The following is a 20,938-nucleotide window of genomic DNA, read 5'->3' as shown; positions in this document are numbered from 1 at the left end:
TGGCTTCTTCAGGAAAATTTTCTTCATGACCCCCAATCTCCGGATTTCCCGTTTACTCCCTTCCGTCGTTGCAACCGCGATCCTGGTCTGTTCGGTTGGGGCTGCTTCCGGCAAGCCGCATTCCAAACCCCACGCCGCAGCTCACAAGTCAAAGCCGGCCGCCGAATCCACCGAACCCGCGATGACCACCGACGCGAATGGGCAGTCCGTGCCGGTGCTGGCCAACAAGGCGTGGGTGCTCATGGACTTCAACACGGGGCAGGTCATCGCCTCGTCCAATCCGGACGAACCGCTGCCGCCCGCGTCCCTGACCAAGATGATGACCAGCTACCTGGTGGAACAGGGGCTCAAGAGCGGCAAGCTGAAGCCCAACGACCCGGTCACCATGAGCCAGAGCGCCTGGTGCCGCGGTGGCAAGGACGGCGACAGCTGCATGTTCGTGCCGCTCAATGCGCAGGCGTCCTTGATGGACATGCTGCGTGGTGTCGTCATCGACAGCGGGAACGACGCCTCGAAGGCCTTGGCCGAGCACATCGGTGGCTCGGAAGCCGGGTTCGTCGTCATGATGAACGCGGAAGCGGCCAAGCTGGGCATGACGCGCACGCACTTCGAGAATTCGGCCGGGCTGCCCCATCCCAACCACAAGGCCTCGGCACGCGACCTGGCCGTGCTTGCCCAGGCGATCATCCGCAACAGTGCCGAGTACTACCCGATCTACGCGGAGCACGAGTTCACCTACAACGGCATCAAGCAGGGCAATCGCAATGCGTTGCTGTACACCGATCCGACGGTCGACGGACTCAAGACGGGGCACACGGAGGAAGCCGGCTACTGCCTGACCGCATCGGCCAAGCGCAACGGCATGCGCCTGATCTCGGTCATCATGAACGCCAACAGCGCGCAAGCCCGCGCTGACCAGACGCGGGTGCTGTTCAACTGGGGCTACGCCAACTTCGAGGAGGCCACCCCCGTCCAGGCAGGCACGACGCTGGCCACCGCCAAGGTGCAGTACGGCGTGGCGCCCGATGTGGCCGCGGGCGCTGCACAGGCATTGACGCTGATGATCCCCAAGGGACAAGGCGCCGCGGTCAAGACCTCGGTCTCGCTGAACCCCGGCCTGGAGGCGCCGGTTGCCAAGGGTGCGGTGATCGGCAAGCTTGTCGTCACCGCCAACGGCAAGCAACTCGGGGAGGCGCCGGTCGTCGCGCTGGCAGGCGTGGAGCGTGCCGGATTCTTCCTGCGCTTGCGCCAGCGCATCTCCGGTTGGTTCTCAAAGTAGCTCATTCGGCAGCCGCGGACTCGTTCTCTGTGTGCCGGTCAGGCTCCGTGGTGCGGAGGATTTCCTTCAGGACAGAAGTGGCGTAAATCCCGGCGGGCAAAGTGAACGTGAGCACCAGTTGATCGGCTTGCGGCCATTCCCATGACATGTCCGCCGGGCTCGCCACCAGGGCGCGGCGCTCCTGATCCAGACCGGCGTGTTCCATGCCGTCGCACAAGGCGGCGTGACGTTCAGCCACTCCGTTTTCCAGGGCCTGCGCCTGATCGGTGGCGATCACGCGGCCCCGCCCCCAGAGCGGTCCGGTGGGCCGGCCCGCCTCGTCCATCACGTCACCGGGCAGGGTCTTGCCCCAGAGTCCCTGTTGAATTCGCAGCGCCAGCACTTCATTGAAGACGAAGGAGCGCACCGCCGACAGGTAGATGCCCTTCTTCTTCGGGTTGCGCACGCGGATTTCGCGCGCCAGCATGGCACGGCCCTGCTCGACGTTGCCGCCGTCGTGGCCGAAACGCTGAGCGCCGAAGTAGTTGGGCGCGCCGAGTGACGCAATGGCCTGAAGATTGGGCTCAATGGCGTCGCGGTCGCCGGTCACGTCACGCAGCACGATGCGGAATCGGTTGCCCTGCAGATCACCGGGGCGCAGCTTTTTCACGTGGCGGCTCTGGCCCAGTACCTTGAATTCCGGGTGCTTAAGCTGGGTCAGGTCGGGCGTCTCGCCTTTCCCTTTCGCATTCGGCAGATAGATGCTGAACCACTGGCGGGTGATGGCGTAGCGGTCCTTGAGGCCGGCATAGCCCACGTCCCTTTCTTGCACGTTGGCGGCTTCGGCCAACTGCTGGGCGACGAAGGCGGTGTTGGCACCGTTCTTTTCGATGTCCAGCCAGATGTGTTCGCCCTCACCGCAGGGGAGCTGCAGCGGCAGTTCGGTCACGATGAAATCCTCGTTGAGGAATTTCAGGGTGGCGCTGGCGCCGCTGGCCGGATAAGCGTTGGGCCACTGCGGCAAGGTCGTGTATTGAGCGTCTGTCATGTGCAGTCTGACGGCACCAGTTGTAGAGAGGGACAGGCTGCCTGGCCGTCCAGGGGCAGTCCAGGCAGTGATTGTCTCCGTGCCCGCATGCCCTGATGAGTTGGTGCTGGACGTCAACGGTGAGACGTCCGAATCGAGCATCACATCCCTGAGCAACTTCCGATTCTCTGCAATTCTCCGCGGCCGTCTGCGTTGCCAGGAGTTCGGAGTTGCTGCCCGGACACGAGGCCGTCGAACATGTCGAGCGGCACTTCTCCCGCTGCTGCGGCATAGCCTGCGGCATTCGGGTGCAGATGGTCGCCGCTCGCCAGGCGCGCCAACAACCGGGTCTGGCGCAGCGGGTCTCGCAGCGAGGCGTCGAGGTCAATCACCGCATCGAACTCGCCGCTTCCGCGGATCCAGTCATTCACCACGCGGCGCATGGCTTCCTTGGCCGGTGTGTCGTAGGCCGGCAGCACAGTCACACCTTCAACAGGTGTCAGGGTCGTGCCGATCACGCGCAGGCCAGCTTTGTGGCCCCGCGCGATGAGCACCCGATAGCCCGCGATGAGCGAATCGGCTGTCGCACTCTCGCCCACAGGCGCGACCCCGCCGCCAAAGCCGATGTCGTTGGTGCCGAGGTGGATGATCACGGCTCGGACACCGGACTGGCAAAGCACGTCGCGCTCGAAGCGGGCGACGCCAGCTTCGCCAAGCGCATGGCCGAAATCCGGAACCCCCGGCGCGTGTCTGCTCGCACTGTCGTAAAGCAGCCTGTTGCCGATCAGACCTTCGTTGAGCACCGAAATATTCGCGTGCTCGGCGCCAGCCTTGTGCAAACGCGCGGCCAACGCGTCCGTCCAGCGCGTATTGGTGTCGGGATCGGTACCGTCGCCGTCGACCAGCGAGTCGCCGAGGACCACCACTGCGGCGGCTGCGCCCCTCACCTCGACATCGACGCCGGTCAGGAAGGGCCAGTTGTCAATGGTGCGAGCGTTTGGCAGGTGTTCGGCGCCAGTGACATTGCCCCGCCCAGCACTGACGTAGCTCGTCTGCTGTGCGAGCGCATGCACGGTGCTCGCAGCGATGCGGCCCGCGGCATACAGACTCACCGCCAGATCAGACAGTGCGGGCACATCGAGGTCGACCGGATCGCTGACGACCGTTTCGCCGGGTGCCACCACGACGTCCGCACGGCCGCCGAAAGAAAGCGCTCGATCAGACGAAGCGTCGATGCTGCCGCCGCCCGCGCGTCTCGCGACATGCGCTGCTGCGATGGTCAATGGCACGAGGCCATGCGTGTTTGACAGGCGGATGCGTACGCGTTCGCCGCCCAAGCTCGTGTGCACAATCAAGCGCAGCGTGACGTCCTGGTAACGATCCACCGTGCCAGGGAACGCAGGCTGCGGCGCCGCTGCCCACGTGCCAACCCATGTCCGCGGGGCGCCTTGAGCCAGCGAGGCCGCACTCAAGGCGACCATGCCAGCGGCCAACACCACGCCACGCATCACCATGAAGAATGACGGGAACGCGCGGTGCGTATGCGCGCCACGTACCGGGCGGGGGGTGAAAGGGCGTTTGTTCATGTTCGGCAGGGTATCCGTCGCACGACGGGCTGGCGGGCACGTTGCGACGAAGCACTGATTTCCGTGGGCGAACGGTGGAGCAGGTCCGTCTTGGCGGCCAGGGGCGGACGACTGCAAACGGTGGCTTGCGGGATCGCTGGTACGCTTTTGGGGATGTCGACCATCTCTCCCGTCATCTCCCAGCGTTCCCGTCTTCGCGGGGCAATCTACGGCCTTCTCGTTGGTGACGCTTTGGGCGTCCCCTACGAATTCTCAAGTGCTGAAGATCTGCCGAAGCAGAACCTCATTGAGATGGAGCCGCCGCCCGCTTTCGATCGAGCGCACGCGGGCGTGCCTCCTGGTACCTGGAGCGATGACGGCGCGCAGGCATTGCATCTTCTTAGCGTTCTCCTGCAAGGCGACGTCGACATTGAGGGCCGCCTGGCACAGGGATTGCAATCTTGGCTCGCGCGTGGAGAGCTGACACCGGATGGGCGCGTTTTCGACATTGGTATTCAGACGCAGGAAGCGTTGTCTCGCCTCGCGCGAGGAGTGCCGGCGAACCAGAGCGGCTTATGCGAAGAGCGAAGCAATGGGAACGGGTCACTCATGCGAGTGCTTCCAGCCGCCCTTGTACCTGCCGAGGGTGACCACGTGCTGCTTGACAGAGCGCGAAGACAAAGTCTCCCCACGCATGGGCATACGAGATCGTTGCTCGCCTGCTCCCTGTCGACGTTGATCTCAGCCAGGCTGCTCAACGGCACTGGTTTCATTGAGGCACTAGACCAGGCGCAGGAGTGTCTCGAAACAATGACGATTCGAGAGGAAAGAGACGAGCTTCGAGTGTTGCTGGACGGGAGGTTGGACCCACCCAGTGGAAGTGGCTACGTGGTGGATTGTCTTTGGTCCTCCGTCGCCGCAGTCCTTCGCACCCGCAACTTCGAAGATTGCGTTCGCACCGCGATTGGCTTCGGAAACGATACAGACACGACTGCCTGCGTTGCTGGAGGCTGGGCTGGGCTGCTCTATGGCGAAGAAGCGATCCCGCTACGGTGGCGTGAACAACTGCGGGGAAAACAACTCGTTGAACCGTTGCTACAGCGTCTGACCGATTGCTGGGTCTAGTCACGGCCATGAGCGGTCAATCATGCTGACGGCCGACAGCAGACAGTCACTGCGATGCTGTAGCTTCCGGTGAGCGCTTGGCGATCAGGCCGGCCAAGAGAGTGAGTTGCTGCGTTTGCATCTCCAGCAACTCGGTCCACTGCGTTTCCCGCAGCGCATCGATCTTCTCGTGCAGCAGCATGATTTCCAACTCGGCCTTGAGGTTGACTTCGTAGTCGTGTTCCGCGGTGATGCGATCCTTCGCGGATTGGCGGTTCTGTGACATCAGGATGATCGGCGCCTGGATGGCTGCAAGCATCGAAAGAAAGAGGTTGAGCAGGATGTATGGATAGGGGTCGAATGTGCTCGCTGTGGCGAACAGGATGGCCGCATTGAGCGAAACCCACAGCACCATGGCTGCGGCAAACAGGCCGACGAAGGCCCATGAGCCACCGAAGAGCGCCACCGCATCCGCAGCACGCTGCCCTCGAGATGGTGTGGTGGACTCGAACTGGCTTGCCAGATTGCGGGCAATGTGCGTTCGCTGCGCGACGTGGCGTGCCACCTTTTTCGCGTGCTCGTCCAGCGCGACAAACGAGGTGCCGAGCAGTCTGTGCGCGATTTCATCAGGCTTGTGCTTGCCGCGGGATTTCGATCCAGCCGGAGTCTGCGGACACAATGCCGCTGACGTGGGAGTGTCTACCGGTTTGCTCACGGTGTGATCGCAACCTTGAGGACGCCATCGCGTTGATGACTGAAGAGCTCGTAGGCAGCCTCGATGTCATCGAGCTTGAAGCGGTGAGTGACCATCGCCGACAGGTCGACCCTGCGTGCAGCAATGACCGCCATCAAGCGTCGCATGCGTTCCTTGCCGCCCGGGCACAACGTGGTGACGATCTTGTGATCCCCAAGTCCCGCGCCGAAGGGCCCCAGCGGGATGGTGAGGTCGGTAGAGTACACGCCCAGGCTGGACAAGGTGCCTCCGGGTCGCAGGGCACGCAGGCTTGCATCGAACGTCTGCTGCGTTCCAAGAGCCTCGATCGCCACATCAACTCCACGGCCATGTGTGAGCCGCATGATCTCGGCCACCGGGTCGACCCGGCTGCTGTCAATGACATGGTCGGCCCCCATCTGCCGCGCCATGGCGAGTCGATCGGGCAACCGGTCGACTCCGATCACCAGGCTTGCACCGCTGAGCTTGGCGCCGGCAGTTGCGCACAGGCCGATGGGCCCTTGCGCGAAGACGGCCACCATGTCGCCAATCCCGACGCCGGCGGTTTCCGCGCCGCTGAAGCCCGTTGACATGATGTCCGGACACATCAGCACCTGCTCATCGCTGAGATCGTCAGGTACCGGTGCCAGGTTGGCCATCGCGTCGGGCACGAGTACGAACTCGGCTTGACAGCCGTCGATGGTGTTGCCCAGCTTCCAGCCGCCCATTGCCTTCCAGCCGTGCTCGGTGCCTGCCCCGTCTTGCGAGCAGACGCCGCACAAGCAGGCGTTGCTCCACCCGCTCGGGGTGATGGCTCCGGAAACCACGCGTTGGCCTTCGAGATAGCCTCTCACGGCCGAACCGAGCCTCTCGATCACGCCAACCGGCTCATGACCGATGGTCAGACCGCGCGCCACCGGATACTCACCTTTCAGGATGTGCACGTCAGTGCCACAAATGGTGGTCGTCGTCACCCGCAGGAGTGCATCGAGGGCGCCGACCTCCGGAACGGGTTTCTCGTCCAGGACGATGCGTCCAGGCGCCACGAATATCGCGGCTTTCATTTTGCGGGTAGTCATCTGCACCACTGTGCCGACCTCAATGGCCAGGTTCTGTGCGCTGTCGTACGGTTCATCGTGAGTCGAGCCCCGTACCGACTCAGGAATCGGCAGGGAGTGTCTGTTGGCGCACATACATCGGAGCTGCTCGAAGCGCACCCTGGCTGGCGATGCACGCACAGTGGGAGCCATCATGAGTGAAGCTGCTCTGCCTCTCACCGACGAGGACGATGGTTCCTTGTCGCCATGGTGGGTTCGTGCAGTGTTGATCGTGATGGCACTCGGCTTTTCCGGCCTCATCGCGGTGACCTTGCTCGCTTACCGCAATGCACCACCCATCCCGATGCAGGCGACCGACCCGGCGGGCTCGCTGCAGTTCAGCGGCGAAGACGTTGCCGAAGGGCAGGCCGTGTTCCTGAAATACGGGCTGATGGCCAACGGAAGCATCTGGGGCCATGGTGCCTACCTCGGGCCCGACTACTCTGCCGAGGCCTTGCACCGAATGGGCGAGGCCACCGCGCAGTCCATCGCGCAGGCCCGTCACCAGCTGCCCCTTTCAGCTCTGACGCCATCTCAGCAGGCTGCGGTGCGCGCCGAAGCGGCCGTCGAGCTGAAGACCAACCGCTACGAGCCCGCCACCGGGGTGTTGCGGCTGACCGCCTCGCAAGCCACGGCACATCGCGAACTGATCGAGCACTGGACCCGCTACTTTCACGACCCCGCACTCAATGGTGGGCTCCAGGCCGACCTGATCACGGATCGCATGGAACTGAGGCAGTTCACGGCCTTCGTCAGCTGGGCCGCGTGGGCATCTGTTGCCACACGGCCGGGTGAGGACTATTCCTATACCAACAACTTTCCCTACGACCCGGATGTCGGCAACCGCCCGATCGCCGGTGCGCTCTTCTGGAGCGCCCTCAGCCTCGCAGTGCTGCTGGCCGGCATCGCCGTGGTGCTGCTGGCCTTCGGCAAGTTCGACTACCTCGGCTGGGTCATCCGGGACCACAAGGTCAGGCCGCAATTGGTGCCCGGTCCAGCCAGCGCCGGGCAAAAGGCGTTGGTCAAGTTCTTCGTGGTGGTCTCCGTGCTCCTGCTGGGGCAAGCCCTGGTGGGTGGTGGTGTCGCACACTATCGCGCCGACCCAGGTGGCTTCTATGGCTTCGATCTCGAACGCATCTTCCCCAGCAATCTGTTACGAACCTGGCACCTGCAACTGGCGATCTTCTGGATCGCGACCGCCTATGTCGCGGCGGCGTTGTTCCTCGGGCGGTCACTGCGCAAGGATGAGCCGCGCTGGTTGACTGCGGTGACACATGGACTCTTCGCCGCCTTTGCCGTGGTGATTGGTGGCAGTCTGATCGGGGAATGGCTGGGCATCACGCAGGTGCTCGGCGATTGGTGGTTCTGGCTCGGCAATCAGGGCTGGGAGTACCTGGAACTCGGCCGAGTCTGGCAATACCTGCTGGTGGCGGGACTCTTCGTGTGGTTCGCACTGCTGTGGAGCCTGGTGCGACCCCACGCGCTTGCGAGCCCCAGGGCGCAACCCATCGTCAGGATGTTCCTGGTCGCCGCCATTGCGATTCCACTGTTCTACATTCCAGCGCTGTTCATCGGTGCCAAGGCAAACTACACGGTGGTCGACACTTGGCGCTTTTGGATCGTCCACCTGTGGGTCGAAGGATTCTTCGAATTCTTTGCCACGACCGTGGTGGCGCTCACGTTCTTCCAGATCGGCTTGGCTGGCCGCAATGTCGCGTTGCGCGTGATCTACCTCGACGCGATCCTCTATTTCCTCGGTGGGCTGATGGGGACCGGGCATCACTGGTACTTCACCGGCCAGAGCAACTTCAACATGGCCTTGTCGGCATTGTTCTCAGCCCTCGAAGTGGTTCCGCTGACCTTGCTGACGCTGGACGCATGGGACTTCGTGCGCACGACGCGCGGCGAACGCGACGCCACCGGCACGGCGATGAAGATTCCGCACAAATGGGCCTTCTACTTCCTGATGGCAGTCGGTTTCTGGAACTTCGTCGGCGCAGGGATGCTTGGCTTCCTGATCAACCTGCCCATCGTCAGCTACTACGAAGTTGGCACGTTGCTGACGCCCGCTCACGGGCACTCGGCCATGATGGGTGTCTTCGGCATGCTGGGGATCGCGCTGATGGTCTTCGTGCTGCGCCAGACCAGCGACGACACGCGGTGGCCCGCGGTCGAAAGGTATGTCCGTGTGGCGTTTTGGGGCACCAACCTGGGCTTGGTGCTGATGGTGGTCCTGAGTCTGTTCCCGGCCGGGCTTTTGCAACTGTGGGACGTCCTGCACAACGGCTACTGGCATGCCCGCAGCCTGGACTACATCGGCAGCGAACGATCCCACCTGCTCGAATGGATGCGCATGCCGGGCGACGTGGTATTCATCGTGTTCGGGGCCTTGCCGCTGGTGATTGCATCGGTCAAGGCCTACCTTGGCGTGCGTGCGGGCGCCAAGGTGCACCGCACGCTGCTCGATTCAACGAAGCTGCCGGCGCAATTCTTGAAATGAACTCACCCGTCCGAGGCCGCTGCAACACGGCCTCGACGTGCGCTCAAGGTTCTCGCACTCGGCCTGGACTCCAAGCTGTCACTCGCGGCGCTCCAAGACTTCAAACGCAGCCATGCCGCAAAGCATCGCCGCGACAAAGATCAGGGCATTGGTTTGTCCCATCCCAAGCGCCACCAGGGCCGGGCCAGGACAGAAGCCTGCGATGCCCCAGCCCATTCCGAACACCGCACTGCCGGCAATGAGCCGTCGGTCAATGCGACGGGCCTGCGGCAGAGCCATGGTCAGTCCCAGGACCGACACCTTCCGGCGGCCTGCGACGGCCAGCGCGGGCGCCGCCACGCCAATGGCGCCCACCATCACCAGCATCAGGGAGGGATCCCATCGTCCGGCAAGGTCCAGGAAGGCGAGCACCTTGGCCGGATTGACCATGCCCGACAGGATCAGGCCAAGCCCGAAGACCAGGCCTGCAAGAAGAGAGGTGAAGACAGGCATGTCCGTCTCCTCACCATGCCCGCAGGTGAAGGGTCACGTAAGCCGTGATGAAGCCCATCGCCATGAATGTCAGCGTGGCCACGATGGAGCGGGGCGAGAGCCGGGCCACGCCGCACACGCCATGGCCGCTGGTGCATCCGGACCCGTACCGCGTGCCCAGGCCGACCAGGCATCCCGCGACGACCAGACCCAGCGGCGTTGCAGAGCTCTGAGGCGCGGCGGGGCCGGTGAAGAGACTCGTGAACAGGAGCGGCGACGCCAACAGTCCCGCCACGAACGCCGCCCGCCAGGCGATGTCGCCCGCAGCGGGGCGCAGCAGTCCACCCACGATGCCACTGATGCCGGCGATGCGGCCATTGAGCAGCACGAGCATGGCCACGGCCATCCCGATGAGGGCACCGCCGGCCAGCGAGGTCCAGGGGGTGAATGCAGTCCAGTCGATGGTCATGGTGTGAGCGCGGCGTGATGACGTGTGTGCCGATGATCTCCGAGTTTCCGGCATCGACCCAGCCTGGGAAGGCCGGCCTGACCGTCACTCGTGCAGCACGCACCCGACCACGTCGCAGGTGCGGTCAAAAAGATGGTCAGGCGTCACGGCAGCTGAAAGTGCTCCAATTGGAATCCATATGGAATCCAATTGGATGGTATGAACGCTGACAATCACCCGATCCAGCCGAGGCAAAAGGCCGGAGAAACCGAAAAAATGACGATCAACGTGGGCGTGGTCGACCTGGGCCAGGTCGACTTGTTGGTGCAGGAAGGTTTCTATTCAAACCGGTCTGACCTGATCAGAACGGCACTGCGCAACCAGCTCGCTTTGCACTCGGATGTGCTGAAGCAAACGCTGGCGCGCCGAACGCTCACCGTGGGCTTGCAGCACTTCAGCCGCGCAGACCTGGAGCAGGCCGTCGCTGCCGGTCAGCGGCTTCACATCCAGGTCGTCGGGCTGGCTCGCATTGCCGACGACGTGACCCCCGAACTCGCGCGCGCCGCCATCGAATCCGTGACGGTGCTGGGCGCATTCCAAGCCAGTACCGCCGTGCGACGGGCCTTGTCCGGCCGCATCCACTAGTTTCTTCCTCATCAAAGGAAAGTTCTCATGAAGTACCCCCGCCATTCCCATGTGCCGCGCTTCGACGCGGCGAGCATCACCGAAACCATCGAGCGTGCCCTGGCGTCTGCAGGCCTCGATACCAAAGCGGGGCCAATGCAGGACGTCACTGACACCATACGCAAAGCCCTCTCCGCTGGCGGGATGGCCGCGCCCTCGTGGGCATCCAGCACGGACCCGCATTGCGTCGATGTCGAGGCTCGCCTTGTTGTCGAGCCGCAAGACAAGGTTGTGGACTTTGTACCCAGGCCGGGAATCGCCAAACGCGAGGAGCCCGGCACCTTCGTGACTCGCGAGTTCACCAACCACGCCGGGACGCGGGCGTACAAGCTGTACGTTCCTGCCCATGCATCGGCGCCGATGCCGGTGGTGGTGATGCTGCATGGCTGCACCCAATCGGCCAATGACTTCGCCACGGGAACGAAGATGAATCGATTGGCTGACGAGCATGGCTTCCTGGTGGTGTATCCCGAGCAGCCTGCGCATGCCAACCCGTCGAAGTGCTGGAACTGGTTCAAGTCCCAGGACCAATTGCGCGACTGCGGCGAGCCGTCGTTGATCGCTGGAATCGTGCGCGAGGTGGTCGCGAACCACGACGCCGACCCGCAACGGATTTTCGTGGCGGGGCTCTCGGCCGGCGCTGCGATGGCCATCGTGCTGGGCGAGACGTATCCGGAGTTGTTTGCCGGTGTGGGTGCTCATTCAGGCCTGGCGTATGGAAGTGCCCATGACATCCCCTCGGCGATGCTGGCGATGAAGGGCGGCCGAAGCGGAATACGGCATCCGCGGGGGCTTCCCGGCACGCCACCGGTGCCTCGCAGAAAGGCGGCGCAGGCGGTGCCCATCATCGTCTTCCACGGCGACCGGGACCACACGGTCCAGCACGCCAATGGCGAGGAGATCATCCGGCAGGCGGCCGATGCGCACGCGGCCGATGCAGGAGAAGGCTTGCGCACACGCGTGGAGCGCGGATCGGTCCCGGGCGGTCGCGCATACAGCCGCACCATTCATGCCGACGCCAGCGGTCAGTCCCGCATGGAGTCATGGACCGTTCACGGTGCCGGGCATGCGTGGTCCGGGGGCGACGCCCGCGGGTCGCACACTGATCCAAACGGGCCGGATGCATCCGCGGCGATGGTTCGGTTTTTTCTCGACCTGCCGTGTGCCGGCGCGGTGAGCTGTGGCGAGCCTGCTGAAGAATGTTCGAGCTGAGACCAGCGCAGGCTGGGTTGGCTATGTGGTGGATCGCGCAGGGCGCGATCGCACCTGCTCCACCTCCGGCCGGATGAGGCGGGTCTCCACCGACCCGAACAGGGTGGCAAAGGCGACGTCACCCGCATCGCGGCCCACGGCGATGCGCACCATGTCGCCGGGGTCGGTCATGCCAGTCGGATCGAAGAGTTCCCATTGGCCTCCCAGGAAGGCCTCGAACACCGCATGGAAGTCCGGGGGAGGGGTGTCGAAGCGCGAGTAGCCCACGGCCAGGCGCGCCGGGATGTTGAGCGCGCGGCACATCGCCACGCCGAGATGTGCAAAGTCGCGGCACACGCCCGCGCGCTGAAGGAACACGTCGCAAGCGGTGGTGGTGCTGTCGGTGGAGCCGGTGCGGTAGTCCACATGTTCGCGGATCCATTCGCTCACCGCCTTGACGCGCGAGTACCCCGGCGGGAGGTCGCCGAACATCTTCCAGGCGGCTGACGCGAGCCGGTCCGATTCGCAATACCTCGTTGGCATGAGATCCGCCAGCACCGGGTAGGGGAGTGCCTCGATGGGCACCTCCTGCGCGCTGGTGTCAGGTGTCGGGCGGCTCAGGCGGACCTTGGCACGGTAGCGCAGCGTGAGTGGACCGGTGGGCGCCTTCAACCGCAGGATGCGATGGCCGAGCGCCTCGTCGACGTGCACTTCGTGTTCAAGCGTGGGCGTGATGCGAAGGGATTCCTCCAGGACTTCCTGGTCCATGCCGTTCAGGGCATGCACCATGAAGAGGAAGTGCGTGTCGCCGAGCAAGGTGTAGGAGAGTTTGCAGTCGACGGCAAACACGCGGGCGGCGGAGGGCTCGCGCAGCTTGCGGCGACGGGGCGTCGCGGTCATCGGTGGGCTCGCCATGCAATTCGGGTGGCGGGCGCGCTCTACACGGGGGCCGTCCTCTTTGTCAGCGCATCGACCATTGCCGTTGCGATCGCATCGCTTGAGCGCGGATTCTGACCCGTGAGCAGATTGCCGTCGTGCTCGACATGACTCAGCATGGGCAGCAGCGCCGAATGGAAGTCTGCCCCTTTGGCCTTCATGACATCTTCGAGCAGGAATGGCACTTCGTCGTGCAGTCCGGCCATGCGCTCTTCGGTGTTGGTGAATCCGGTCGCTCGGCGGCCTGCGAAGAAGGGTGCGCCGTTGGCTCGCTGCGCATAGACGAGTGCCGCCGGGCCATGGCAGACGGCCGCGATCAGCTTGCCCTCGGCGTCGTGCCGTGAGACCAGGTCGTGCAACACCTGGTCGTGTGCCAGATCCACCATGGGGCCGTGTCCACCCGGAATGAATATGGCCTCGAAACTTTCGTCCCGTACCGACTCCAGCGGGACGCTCTTGCGCAGGGCCGCCAAAGCAGGCGCCCAGCGTTCCGTTTCGCGGTCGCTGGGCGCCGACTTCGCATCCAGCGGCACCGCGCCGCCCTTGGGTGAGGCGACAACGACGTCGATGCCTGCTTTACGCGCCGCCATGTAAGGGACGGCAAACTCTTCCACCCACAGGCCGGTAGGGTGTCCGGAGGCCAGTTCGTCGCTGCTGGTTGTAATGAAGAGAGCTCGCATGGTGGGTTGGCCGGAGAGTGAATGGGCTCACTACCAGCAATTTGGGCGCCTGGGCTCGATGTGGACCAGTTGGTGGTTCACCCATCAAGAAAAGACTTTGCTGGAGTGCCGAACGCCAACCTTGGTGACCGATCGCCAGTTCGAGCATGCTCTGTGCCGCAACAAAGGTATGCTCGGCAAGATCCCTGCCAGCATAGAGCGTGCACCCATGCGTTCATCCCAGCCCACGGAGATGGCCCATCGACTCGCGGCAGCTCGCGCTGCCTATGATGATCGCCGCTGGGCCGACGCCTTGCATCAGTTCCGGGAATGCGATGCATTGCAGCCGCTGGCACGAGAGGACCTCGTCCGATTGGCTTGGTCGGCCGGCATGCTGGACCGCGATGATGATCTGCTGGCCTGCTGCGCGCGACTGTTCGAAGAGAGCGAGGCCGCAGGCGACCTTGCCTCGGCGGCTTACTGGGCGTTCTTCCATGGCTTCCGCTTGATGGCGCTGCGCGAGCACGGCCTGTCCTCGGCTTGGCTGCAACGCGCTCGCCGTCATGCAGATTCGGCCGGCGAGGACTGTTCCGTCCATGGTTATCTCCTGCTGCCACAGATCATCAAGCACGTGATGAGCGCAGAGTTTGGGACGGCCATCTCCACTGCACAAAGGGCTTTGGAGGTCGCAGGGCGTTGCTCGGACGCCGAGCTCGAAGCACTGGCGCGCTGCTGGATGGGAAAGGCCATGCTGGCGCAGGGACAGCTCGACGACGGCGTGGCGGCGCTGGATGAAGCCATGCTGCTGGCGCTGGGCGATTCTTTGTCGCCGGTGGTCACCGGGCTTGTCTATTGCAACCTGATCGCCTCCTGCCGCCAGGTGTACGAATTCGAACGCGTCCGCGAATGGACTGCAGCCCTTGCCAAGTGGTGCCACTCGCAACCGCAACTCGTGCAGTTCGGTGGCGCCTGCGAGCTCCACCGGGCGGAAATTCTTGAACTCGACGGGGCCTGGCAGGAGTCGGTCGCTGCCGCCCGTGATGCGACACGGCGTGCCGTCCGCCCTGCGCATCTTGATATCCGCGCAGGCGCCGCTTATCAGGAGGGGGAGATCCATCGCCTGCGGGGCGAATGGTCACTGGCCGAGCAATGCCTCGTCGAGGCGCACAGGCTGGGCACAGACCCTCAGCCGGGCCTTGCATTGCTTCGGCTGGCGACCGGAGAGGCCGCGCAGGCGAGCGCCATGCTCCACCGGAGTCTGTCGGCGGCGGCAAGTCCCCTGGCCCGCGCGCGCCTGCTACCGGCGATGGTGGAAACCTTGCTGGAAGTGGGCACAGTGGAGGCTGCAGCGGATGCCGCTGCGCAATTGCAGGCTGTCGCGGACTCGTACCCCTCCTCCATGTTGGAGGCTGCCGCTGCGCAGGCGCGCGGGCGAGTGCGACTCGCGCAGGGAGATCCCGGCGGTGCGATGCATGGTCTCGAGCACGCGTTGTCGGCGTGGCTGCGATTGTCTGCACCCTACTTGGCAGCTGGTGCGCGGGTCCTGCTCGGGCTTGCCTGCCGGGGCATTGGCGACATGGAGAGCACACGCATGCACTTCGAGGCGGCTCGCGAGTGCTTCATCTGGCTGGGTGCGCGGCCCGCACTGGGGAAGCTGGAGGCGTTGGATGCAGCTCCCGCATGCGGGACGCCGGACGCAGGGCTGTCCCCTCGTGAGCTGGAGGTGCTGCGCCTGCTGGCGACCGGCCAGACGAACAAGGGCATTGCCCGTGAGCTTGGCCTGAGCGAGAAGACCGTGGAACGTCACCTCAGCAGCATCTTCGACAAACTGCAAGTACACACCCGATCTGCCGCGACGGCGTTCGCCTTCCGGCAGGGGCTGCTGCCCGCCAGTCCCTAGCCACTGGGGGATTCCACCCAAACCCGGCACCCGGCGGTCTTGGGTGATCTACCCGAAGTCAGGCGAGCAGGGACGAGCGAACCTTGGACCTCCCCACAGTGACGGTGCGGAGGTGCACATGGACAAGCAGCAGGTGACGGGCCAGGTCGACTTCGCGCAGACGCGCCAACGTGCCGGACGCCTCATCGAGGAGGGGCTCGCGATCGGCGGCAACCGGAACGACCAGCCGATCCCGGCGAGCGGCGGCGATGGCGCGGGCTCGGTGCTTCTGCGGATTCCGCCTCCATTGGTCTACGTCGCCGCGTTCTTGCTTGGGTTTGGTCTTCAGCGACTTCTCCCGGCGCCGGCAGCCCCACCCGGGCTTGTGGACTGGAGCCAAGCCGTTGGCGCTGTGCTGTTGACTCTCGGCGTCGTGCTCGGGCCTGCGAACGCCCTGATGTTCCTTTTCCGTGGAACGACATTGAACCCGGTGCGCACTCCCACGCGGTTGTTCACTGGCGGGGTCTACAGGTTCTCGCGCAACCCCATGTACATCGGGCTGCTGTTGATCTATGCCGGCGTGGCCTTGCTGCACTGGCAGCTCTACGCCTTGCTGCTCATCTGGATCCCGTTCGGCGTGGTGGACCGGGTCTACATCCCGTTCGAGGAGCAACGGATGCTGAACGAGTTTGGCGCTGACTACGCCAGCTACTGTGGGCGCGTCGGGCGCTGGTTGACGATCGCTCGTCCGGCGGGCTCTGCCGATTGAACCAACAACCTCAAGGAGAAACCGCTCATGAACTGCATCCGGAAACGATTCACCGCCGCCGCCGCGATGGCCCTGGCCGCGTCCTGCGCCCAGGCCGACGTGCTCGTCAGCAACCTCGCGCAGCCCGAACGCGCCTTCAGCGAGCTCACCTCGCAGTTCTGGGCGGCGCAGTCCTTCACCACCGACGGCAGCGTCCATTCGCTGCTGTCCATCGACGCGATGCTGGGTGCGAGCGCGCTTGGTGGCGACGACACCGAGTACGTGGCCGAATTGCATGCGAGCGGCCCGGGCATCATCGGCACGCTGCTCAGCACCTTCTCGTTCGGCAGCATGCCGTCGGGTGCGCCCACCTCCATTTCGCTGCTGCCCACCAGTGGCGTGTCGCTGGCCGCCGGCACGACCTACTGGCTGGTGATGGGCGAACGGCACGGCAGCCTGGACACCGAATACCTGGGCTGGTCCTATGCCGAGGGCAACGCCTCCATCGGCCCCGGAACGCTGGGCGCCTTCGGCTACTCGACCGACGGCGGCGCGAGTTGGTCGGCATCGACCTTCGACACGCCCAATCCCTTCCGCCTGGCGGTCAACGTGGCATCGCCGGTGCCCGAGCCTTCGTCGATGGCGCTGATGGCGCTGGGCCTGTTGGCACTGCTCGCGATGCGCCGTGTCCATCGCATGGAATGACACCACAGTCACCCCTCTCGATGCCCCTGGCAGAGCGGGGCGCCATCGGGAGCTCGGGCAGCCAGTTCGGTTGCTCATGGTCAGTCGTTTCGACGACGAGGGCACCCAGTCCGCAACAACGGGCCGGCTGCAATCGGCCAAAAGCGGACGGTCACGTACTTCCGCTTTTGGCCGGGACTTCGAATTCGGTGCGGCGCCAGATAGCTGACATCGAAGACAACCGCGCCGATACCAAGGGCGGCGCGGCCACCGTCGACGTCCTCAGATTTCCGTCTGCTCGGAGATCTCGAGCGCGTCGTCGACCTCGATGCCGAGGTACCTCACCGTCGACTCAAGCTTGGAGTGTCCGAGGAGCAGTTGCACGGCGCGCAGGTTCTTGGTGCGCCGGTAGATCAGCGTCGCCTTCGTCCGTCGCATCGAGTGCGTCCCGTAGTCGGCGCGGTCCAGCCCGAGCTCGTCGACCCAGTGCTCGAGGATCCTGGCGTACTGGCGAGTGCCGAGATGAGGTGAGTCGTGAAGCCGGCTGGGGAACAGAAAGTCCTCCGACTTCAGCCCGGCAAGCTTGATCCAGGCCTGAACGGCGTCGCGGGCGGCCGGCGTGATCTCGAACTGAACCGGCCGCTGGGTCTTGTGCTGAACCACGATGGCGCGTGCCGCCACTTGGTCGCCGTGGCACACGTCCCGGACCTTGAGGCTGACCAAATCACATCCTCGCAGCTTACTGTCGATGCCGAGGTTGAAGAGTGCCAGTTCGCGAACCCGGCCTTCCATCTGCAGCCGGACGCGCAAGGCCCAGATGTCCTTGAGCTTGAATGGGGCCTTCTGCCCGACCAGCTTGCCCTTGTTCCACGGCTCGCGATGAGCGGCATTGCCTGCGGTACCCATGATGGTCTCCCATCGAGTTGAGGGCCACGCAGAATGCGCCCGCCGCGATAGTCAGGTTGCGGCGCACCGAGTGAACCCACGGACTCGGCCAGGAGAGCACCGTCACCAATGTCCCGTTTCAGATGAGATCGGTGAGGGCAGCGTTTCCAGTGGGTTGCCCGGAGCGGAGCCGCACCAGCTATGGATATACCAGCCACATTCCGAGTGTCCCCAACTTCTCCGCCAACTGCAGCCGAGATATGCGCCAATCCGTCAAAGCTCGCAGATGCTGGTTCTTGGCCTCGGCCAGAGCGGACTGCGCACTCAGCAACTCGACAATGCTTCCGACGCCGGCGACATACCGTTCCTCTGTGGCGGCGCGCGAAGCTTCTGCAAGCTTGAGCAACCTGGAATTGTTGATGACGCTTTGGGTAGCGGTTTGTAGGTCGTGGTAACCGGTCCAGACATCAAGCGCGACCTGCTGGCGAACCTGATCAAGCGTCGCTCGCTGTAGTTCGGATTGCGCCTCGGCCTGCCTTACCTGATAGCTCCTGGAAAGGCCCTCAAAGAGCGGAACGTTGACTTGCACACCGACAGACCAGTCGCGGCCCGTTGCAGGGTACTGCGGGAGTCCCAGGCCCTGACTTGCCCGCTGGTTGTTGTGCCCAGCCTTCGCAACGACGCTGACGCTTGGCAGCCCCTCTGCACGCACCTGATCGGTCTTGGCTTGCGAGGCGCGCAGTTGTGCTCGCGCCTGTTGCACGTTCGGGCTTGTCCGCTCGGCCTCTTCCATGAGCTCCGACACTGATCGGAGAAAATCCTTGTCAGCGGTCACGCCTTCAGTTACCGCCGGCAAGATGAGTCGGGCGTCAGGTCGCAAACCGAGGTCCACCGCAAGAACACCCAAAGTGGATTGCAAGTTTCCTTCCGCCCTGGTGCGACCAATCGTTGCTTGAGCGTAGGCGGTTTGGGCCTGCAGTGCGTCGCTGACAGGCGCCGCGCCTCTTTCGACGCGGCCGGTTGCAGCCACGAAGCTCTCGTTCGCTGACCGCTCGATGTCCAGCGCCGCTGCCAGTGCTCCTTGTGCGCCTTGTGCCGTGTAATAGTCTTTGGCGACGGCCGCAAACACCGTTTGCAGCAAGGCATCGTGATTGGCCTGTGCTGCCGCGAGCAGTTCCTGTGCATTGTGCAAGGCCGCTTCGCGACCACCGAAATCGAATAGCACCCAACTCAGCGAGATCGTCTGACTTTGCACCAGGGCATGGTTTTGCGAGCTCAGATCAGGACGGCCTGACACATCGGTGACGGCCTCGTCGTGCACCGCCTGGGCCGACGCATTGATTGAGGGCAGGTAGGTGGCTCGGGCCGCTCCGACCGCCGCTGCTTGAACCTTGATGCTTGCCCACGTCTGCCGTGTTTTAGGGTTGTTGCAAAGCCCCCGCTCGATGGCTTCTTCAAGCTTCAACGGCGTGCCCGGCATGTCGAACCGGCAGACCGCTGCGGGACCCAGCAAAGGTGCCGCGGCCGTCTCTGGCACGCTGCGTCTCGAGTCGAAAGGGTCGAAGGCCATGGCGTGCATGCACGCCAGGCAAGCAAGCACCGAAACAGTCCTTCTTGCTGCGATTGCGGATGGTCTCTGTGGATATTGGGTCGCGTGATCAGACCGTTCAACGTTCACGCAGACTCTCCTGGGTAGCGCGCGCCAGCGGATCAAGGAAGTAGCCGGCGACGCTGCGTTTGCCGGTGTTGATCTCCGCAGTCGCACTCATTCCGGCAGTCAGGTTGACCCATTGGCCGTTAATGTTCATTCGATTCGTTGGCAATGCCACACGTGCGATGAAGCTCAGTCCGAGCTTTTTGTCCGGTATGGCGTCATTCGATACTGATTTCACAGTTCCGTGCAACAGGCCGAATCGCGTGTACGGGAAGGCATCGATCTTGACGACGGCCGCCTGCCCCGCGCGCACAAAACCGATGTCCTTGTTTTCGACAGTGACCTCCACCTCCATGGCATCGTCCGGAACAATGTCCATCAGATGCTGCGCAGTGGTGACGACACCGCCGACTGTGTGCACGGAAAGTTGCTGCACCGTCCCGGAAACGGGGGCTCGAAGCGTCGTCAAGCCTTCGCGTGTCTCGGCCTTGGTCTCTTCATCTCGTACCTGTGCCAGCTGCTGCTTGGCACGCTCCAATGCGTCGAGCTGCTCGCGACGAAACTGGGACGTGATGCCAGCGACCGTGGATCGTTGCCCAACGATGGCAGCCCGCAGTTCATGAGCGTGACTGATTTGAGCATCCAGCTCATGCTCTTGTTGAAGCGCATTCTGTTCCTTGTCCAAATATTCCGACTTCGCTACATACTTTCGCTCAACCAACGCCTTGAAGTCCGCGGCCTGCTGACGCGCCAATGGAGCGGTCGCCCTCAGCTTCGCGATCTGATGCTGCGTTGACTGCAGCTCGGCTTCGCGCCTGGCAAGGTCCGCCTGCGCGCCAGCAAGCTTGTCTCTGTATTCCTTGGCGAGGCCCTCGGCAAGGTTCTGGGCGGCATCCAGATCGCTCGCTCCCGCTCCCTCGACCGGCATCAGAACAGGTGACCGTCCAGACTGTTGCGCCTCCAGCAGTGCAATGGCCCGCGCAGCCGCCAGGGCAGCCGCCACGCGCGTAGAGCGGACCTTGCTGGAATCTGCCGCTGCTTGCCGCGGGTCAAGTTCCATCAGGAGTTCGCCCGCAGCGACTCGCTGACTGTCGTGCACCAGGATCCGCCGAACAACGCCCGTGATCGCTGGCTGGACCACCTTGACGCCTGCGTTCGGTACAAGCTTTCCCTTTGTAGACGCCACGATGTCGAGCTGCCCAACCAGTCCAATCAGCACGACGATGATTGCCAGCACACCAATTCCAACCATCGTCCATCGTGGCGCTGGATGAACAGGAGTTTCGGCGAGCTCCAAGCTCGCCGGCAAGAAGGCGAGCTCGTGGTCAAGGCGGTCCGGACTCTGCAGGTGGTGTCGGACGGCCCACGAGGCGGTGAATACTGAAGCATACCTGCGCGCCAAATCAGCATAGGCTTGGAGAACCAGCATATCTCGC

19 protein-coding genes are annotated in these 20,938 nt (G+C 63.9%); 8 read left to right on the top strand and 11 right to left on the bottom strand.

The genetic code is table 11. The features are described from left to right. Nucleotides 1-181: 181 nt before the first annotated feature. On the top strand, nt 182-1,279 hold the full coding sequence (locus DZC73_RS02925) for a D-alanyl-D-alanine carboxypeptidase family protein (RefSeq protein WP_235834960.1): 1,098 nt from the start codon (nt 182-184) through the stop codon (nt 1,277-1,279). Between the two features lies 1 nt (nt 1,280). Here the strand turns inward: DZC73_RS02925 and truD are convergent, their stop codons facing one another. Both truD and DZC73_RS02915 read right to left on the bottom strand, forming a co-directional pair. Next, nucleotides 1,281-2,306 carry a tRNA pseudouridine(13) synthase TruD gene (gene truD / locus DZC73_RS02920; protein WP_124538689.1) on the bottom strand — a complete coding sequence of 342 codons (1,026 nt, stop codon included), beginning with the start codon at nt 2,304-2,306 and terminating at the stop codon, nt 1,281-1,283. A gap of 140 nt (nt 2,307-2,446) precedes the next feature. Continuing rightward, the gene (locus DZC73_RS02915) at nt 2,447-3,871 is read right to left on the bottom strand and encodes an SGNH/GDSL hydrolase family protein (protein ID WP_124538688.1); all 1,425 of its coding nucleotides are present in this window, start codon (nt 3,869-3,871) and stop codon (nt 2,447-2,449) included. A 153-nt stretch (nt 3,872-4,024) separates the two neighbouring features. Here DZC73_RS02915 and DZC73_RS02910 point away from each other — a divergent pair, with 153 nt between their 5' ends. Next, nucleotides 4,025-4,975: an ADP-ribosylglycohydrolase family protein gene (locus DZC73_RS02910; protein ID WP_124538687.1), complete on the top strand. Its 951-nt coding sequence runs from the start codon at nt 4,025-4,027 to the stop codon at nt 4,973-4,975. 46 nt (nt 4,976-5,021) lie between these two features. On the opposite strand, the gene DZC73_RS02905 is transcribed toward DZC73_RS02910, so the two are convergent. Further along, entirely contained in the window at nt 5,022-5,633 is a 612-nt protein-coding gene (locus DZC73_RS02905) for a DUF1003 domain-containing protein (RefSeq protein WP_124539476.1), read from the bottom strand. Nucleotides 5,634-5,665: 32 nt separating this feature from the next. Continuing rightward, nucleotides 5,666-6,745, bottom strand: coding sequence for a zinc-binding dehydrogenase (locus DZC73_RS02900; protein ID WP_124539475.1), 1,080 nt, complete (start codon nt 6,743-6,745; stop codon nt 5,666-5,668). Nucleotides 6,746-6,917: 172 nt separating this feature from the next. On the opposite strand from DZC73_RS02900, the gene DZC73_RS02895 reads away from it, so the two are divergent. Further along, nucleotides 6,918-9,263, top strand: a complete 2,346-nt coding sequence (locus DZC73_RS02895) for a nitric-oxide reductase large subunit (protein ID WP_124538686.1) — start codon at nt 6,918-6,920, stop codon at nt 9,261-9,263. Nucleotides 9,264-9,341: 78 nt separating this feature from the next. On the opposite strand, the gene DZC73_RS02890 is transcribed toward DZC73_RS02895, so the two are convergent. Together DZC73_RS02890 and DZC73_RS02885 are read right to left on the bottom strand one after the other, a co-directional pair. Then, the gene (locus DZC73_RS02890; RefSeq protein WP_124538685.1) at nt 9,342-9,755 is read right to left on the bottom strand and encodes a DUF6691 family protein; all 414 of its coding nucleotides are present in this window, start codon (nt 9,753-9,755) and stop codon (nt 9,342-9,344) included. Between the two features lie 10 nt (nt 9,756-9,765). Beyond that, entirely contained in the window at nt 9,766-10,257 is a 492-nt protein-coding gene (locus tag DZC73_RS02885; RefSeq protein ID WP_328589470.1) for a YeeE/YedE family protein, read from the bottom strand. Nucleotides 10,258-10,401: 144 nt separating this feature from the next. Here DZC73_RS02885 and DZC73_RS02880 point away from each other — a divergent pair, with 144 nt between their 5' ends. Next, nucleotides 10,402-10,827 carry a CopG family transcriptional regulator gene (locus tag DZC73_RS02880; RefSeq protein WP_124538683.1) on the top strand — a complete coding sequence of 142 codons (426 nt, stop codon included), beginning with the start codon at nt 10,402-10,404 and terminating at the stop codon, nt 10,825-10,827. Nucleotides 10,828-10,854: 27 nt separating this feature from the next. Next, entirely contained in the window at nt 10,855-12,078 is a 1,224-nt protein-coding gene (locus DZC73_RS02875; RefSeq protein ID WP_124538682.1) for an extracellular catalytic domain type 1 short-chain-length polyhydroxyalkanoate depolymerase, read from the top strand. A gap of 21 nt (nt 12,079-12,099) precedes the next feature. On the opposite strand, the gene DZC73_RS02870 is transcribed toward DZC73_RS02875, so the two are convergent. Next, nucleotides 12,100-12,957, bottom strand: coding sequence for a transglutaminase-like domain-containing protein (locus DZC73_RS02870; protein WP_161974427.1), 858 nt, complete (start codon nt 12,955-12,957; stop codon nt 12,100-12,102). A 38-nt stretch (nt 12,958-12,995) separates the two neighbouring features. Next, complete coding sequence (locus tag DZC73_RS02865; protein WP_124538680.1) at nt 12,996-13,673, bottom strand: type 1 glutamine amidotransferase domain-containing protein; 678 nt, start codon at nt 13,671-13,673, stop codon at nt 12,996-12,998. Between DZC73_RS02865 and DZC73_RS30555 the strand changes: the two genes are divergently transcribed. The 3 genes from DZC73_RS30555 (at nt 13,672) to DZC73_RS02850 (ending at nt 16,984) form a co-directional block, all read left to right on the top strand. Further along, nucleotides 13,672-15,552, top strand: a complete 1,881-nt coding sequence (locus tag DZC73_RS30555; RefSeq protein ID WP_198414764.1) for a LuxR C-terminal-related transcriptional regulator — start codon at nt 13,672-13,674, stop codon at nt 15,550-15,552. The genes DZC73_RS02865 and DZC73_RS30555 overlap by 2 nt on opposite strands. Nucleotides 15,553-15,670: 118 nt before the next feature. Next, the gene (locus DZC73_RS02855) at nt 15,671-16,300 is read left to right on the top strand and encodes a methyltransferase family protein (RefSeq protein ID WP_124538679.1); all 630 of its coding nucleotides are present in this window, start codon (nt 15,671-15,673) and stop codon (nt 16,298-16,300) included. A 27-nt stretch (nt 16,301-16,327) separates the two neighbouring features. Beyond that, complete coding sequence (locus tag DZC73_RS02850) at nt 16,328-16,984, top strand: choice-of-anchor R domain-containing protein (RefSeq protein ID WP_124538678.1); 657 nt, start codon at nt 16,328-16,330, stop codon at nt 16,982-16,984. A gap of 261 nt (nt 16,985-17,245) precedes the next feature. On the opposite strand, the gene DZC73_RS02845 is transcribed toward DZC73_RS02850, so the two are convergent. The 3 genes from DZC73_RS02845 to DZC73_RS02835 form a co-directional block, all read right to left on the bottom strand. Next, entirely contained in the window at nt 17,246-17,869 is a 624-nt protein-coding gene (locus DZC73_RS02845; RefSeq protein WP_124538677.1) for a tyrosine-type recombinase/integrase, read from the bottom strand. A gap of 178 nt (nt 17,870-18,047) precedes the next feature. Beyond that, nucleotides 18,048-19,418, bottom strand: a complete 1,371-nt coding sequence (locus tag DZC73_RS02840; protein WP_124538676.1) for a TolC family protein — start codon at nt 19,416-19,418, stop codon at nt 18,048-18,050. Nucleotides 19,419-19,515: 97 nt separating this feature from the next. Then, nucleotides 19,516-20,931 (bottom strand): HlyD family type I secretion periplasmic adaptor subunit, encoded by a 1,416-nt coding sequence (locus tag DZC73_RS02835; RefSeq protein ID WP_124538675.1) that lies wholly within the window; start codon nt 20,929-20,931, stop codon nt 19,516-19,518. Nucleotides 20,932-20,938 lie beyond the last annotated feature (7 nt).

Origin of the sequence: Rhizobacter terrae (assembly GCF_003852895.1) — a bacterium.
Lineage (GTDB): Bacteria > Pseudomonadota > Gammaproteobacteria > Burkholderiales > Burkholderiaceae_C > Albitalea > Albitalea terrae.
The sequence above is the reverse complement of the archived record's forward strand: the minus strand, read 5'-3'. Positions and strand labels throughout refer to the sequence as shown.

What these genes read in the sequence shown, in the direction of transcription:
- DZC73_RS02865 (WP_124538680.1), bottom strand. Translation starts at nt 13,673, where the DNA reads ATGCGAGCTCTCTTCATTACAACCAGCAGCGACGAACTGGCCTCCGGA.
- DZC73_RS30555 (WP_198414764.1), top strand. Translation starts at nt 13,672, where the DNA reads ATGGTGGGTTGGCCGGAGAGTGAATGGGCTCACTACCAGCAATTTGGG.
- DZC73_RS02855 (WP_124538679.1), top strand. Translation starts at nt 15,671, where the DNA reads ATGGACAAGCAGCAGGTGACGGGCCAGGTCGACTTCGCGCAGACGCGC.
- DZC73_RS02845 (WP_124538677.1), bottom strand. Translation starts at nt 17,869, where the DNA reads ATGGGTACCGCAGGCAATGCCGCTCATCGCGAGCCGTGGAACAAGGGC.
- truD (WP_124538689.1), bottom strand. Translation starts at nt 2,306, where the DNA reads ATGACAGACGCTCAATACACGACCTTGCCGCAGTGGCCCAACGCTTAT.
- DZC73_RS02895 (WP_124538686.1), top strand. Translation starts at nt 6,918, where the DNA reads ATGAGTGAAGCTGCTCTGCCTCTCACCGACGAGGACGATGGTTCCTTG.
- DZC73_RS02885 (WP_328589470.1), bottom strand. Translation starts at nt 10,257, where the DNA reads ATGCCGGAAACTCGGAGATCATCGGCACACACGTCATCACGCCGCGCT.
- DZC73_RS02880 (WP_124538683.1), top strand. Translation starts at nt 10,402, where the DNA reads ATGAACGCTGACAATCACCCGATCCAGCCGAGGCAAAAGGCCGGAGAA.
- DZC73_RS02875 (WP_124538682.1), top strand. Translation starts at nt 10,855, where the DNA reads ATGAAGTACCCCCGCCATTCCCATGTGCCGCGCTTCGACGCGGCGAGC.
- DZC73_RS02890 (WP_124538685.1), bottom strand. Translation starts at nt 9,755, where the DNA reads ATGCCTGTCTTCACCTCTCTTCTTGCAGGCCTGGTCTTCGGGCTTGGC.
- DZC73_RS02915 (WP_124538688.1), bottom strand. Translation starts at nt 3,871, where the DNA reads ATGAACAAACGCCCTTTCACCCCCCGCCCGGTACGTGGCGCGCATACG.
- DZC73_RS02910 (WP_124538687.1), top strand. Translation starts at nt 4,025, where the DNA reads ATGTCGACCATCTCTCCCGTCATCTCCCAGCGTTCCCGTCTTCGCGGG.
- DZC73_RS02850 (WP_124538678.1), top strand. Translation starts at nt 16,328, where the DNA reads ATGAACTGCATCCGGAAACGATTCACCGCCGCCGCCGCGATGGCCCTG.
- DZC73_RS02835 (WP_124538675.1), bottom strand. Translation starts at nt 20,931, where the DNA reads ATGCTGGTTCTCCAAGCCTATGCTGATTTGGCGCGCAGGTATGCTTCA.
- DZC73_RS02870 (WP_161974427.1), bottom strand. Translation starts at nt 12,957, where the DNA reads ATGACCGCGACGCCCCGTCGCCGCAAGCTGCGCGAGCCCTCCGCCGCC.
- DZC73_RS02840 (WP_124538676.1), bottom strand. Translation starts at nt 19,418, where the DNA reads ATGGCCTTCGACCCTTTCGACTCGAGACGCAGCGTGCCAGAGACGGCC.
- DZC73_RS02925 (WP_235834960.1), top strand. Translation starts at nt 182, where the DNA reads ATGACCACCGACGCGAATGGGCAGTCCGTGCCGGTGCTGGCCAACAAG.
- DZC73_RS02900 (WP_124539475.1), bottom strand. Translation starts at nt 6,745, where the DNA reads ATGACTACCCGCAAAATGAAAGCCGCGATATTCGTGGCGCCTGGACGC.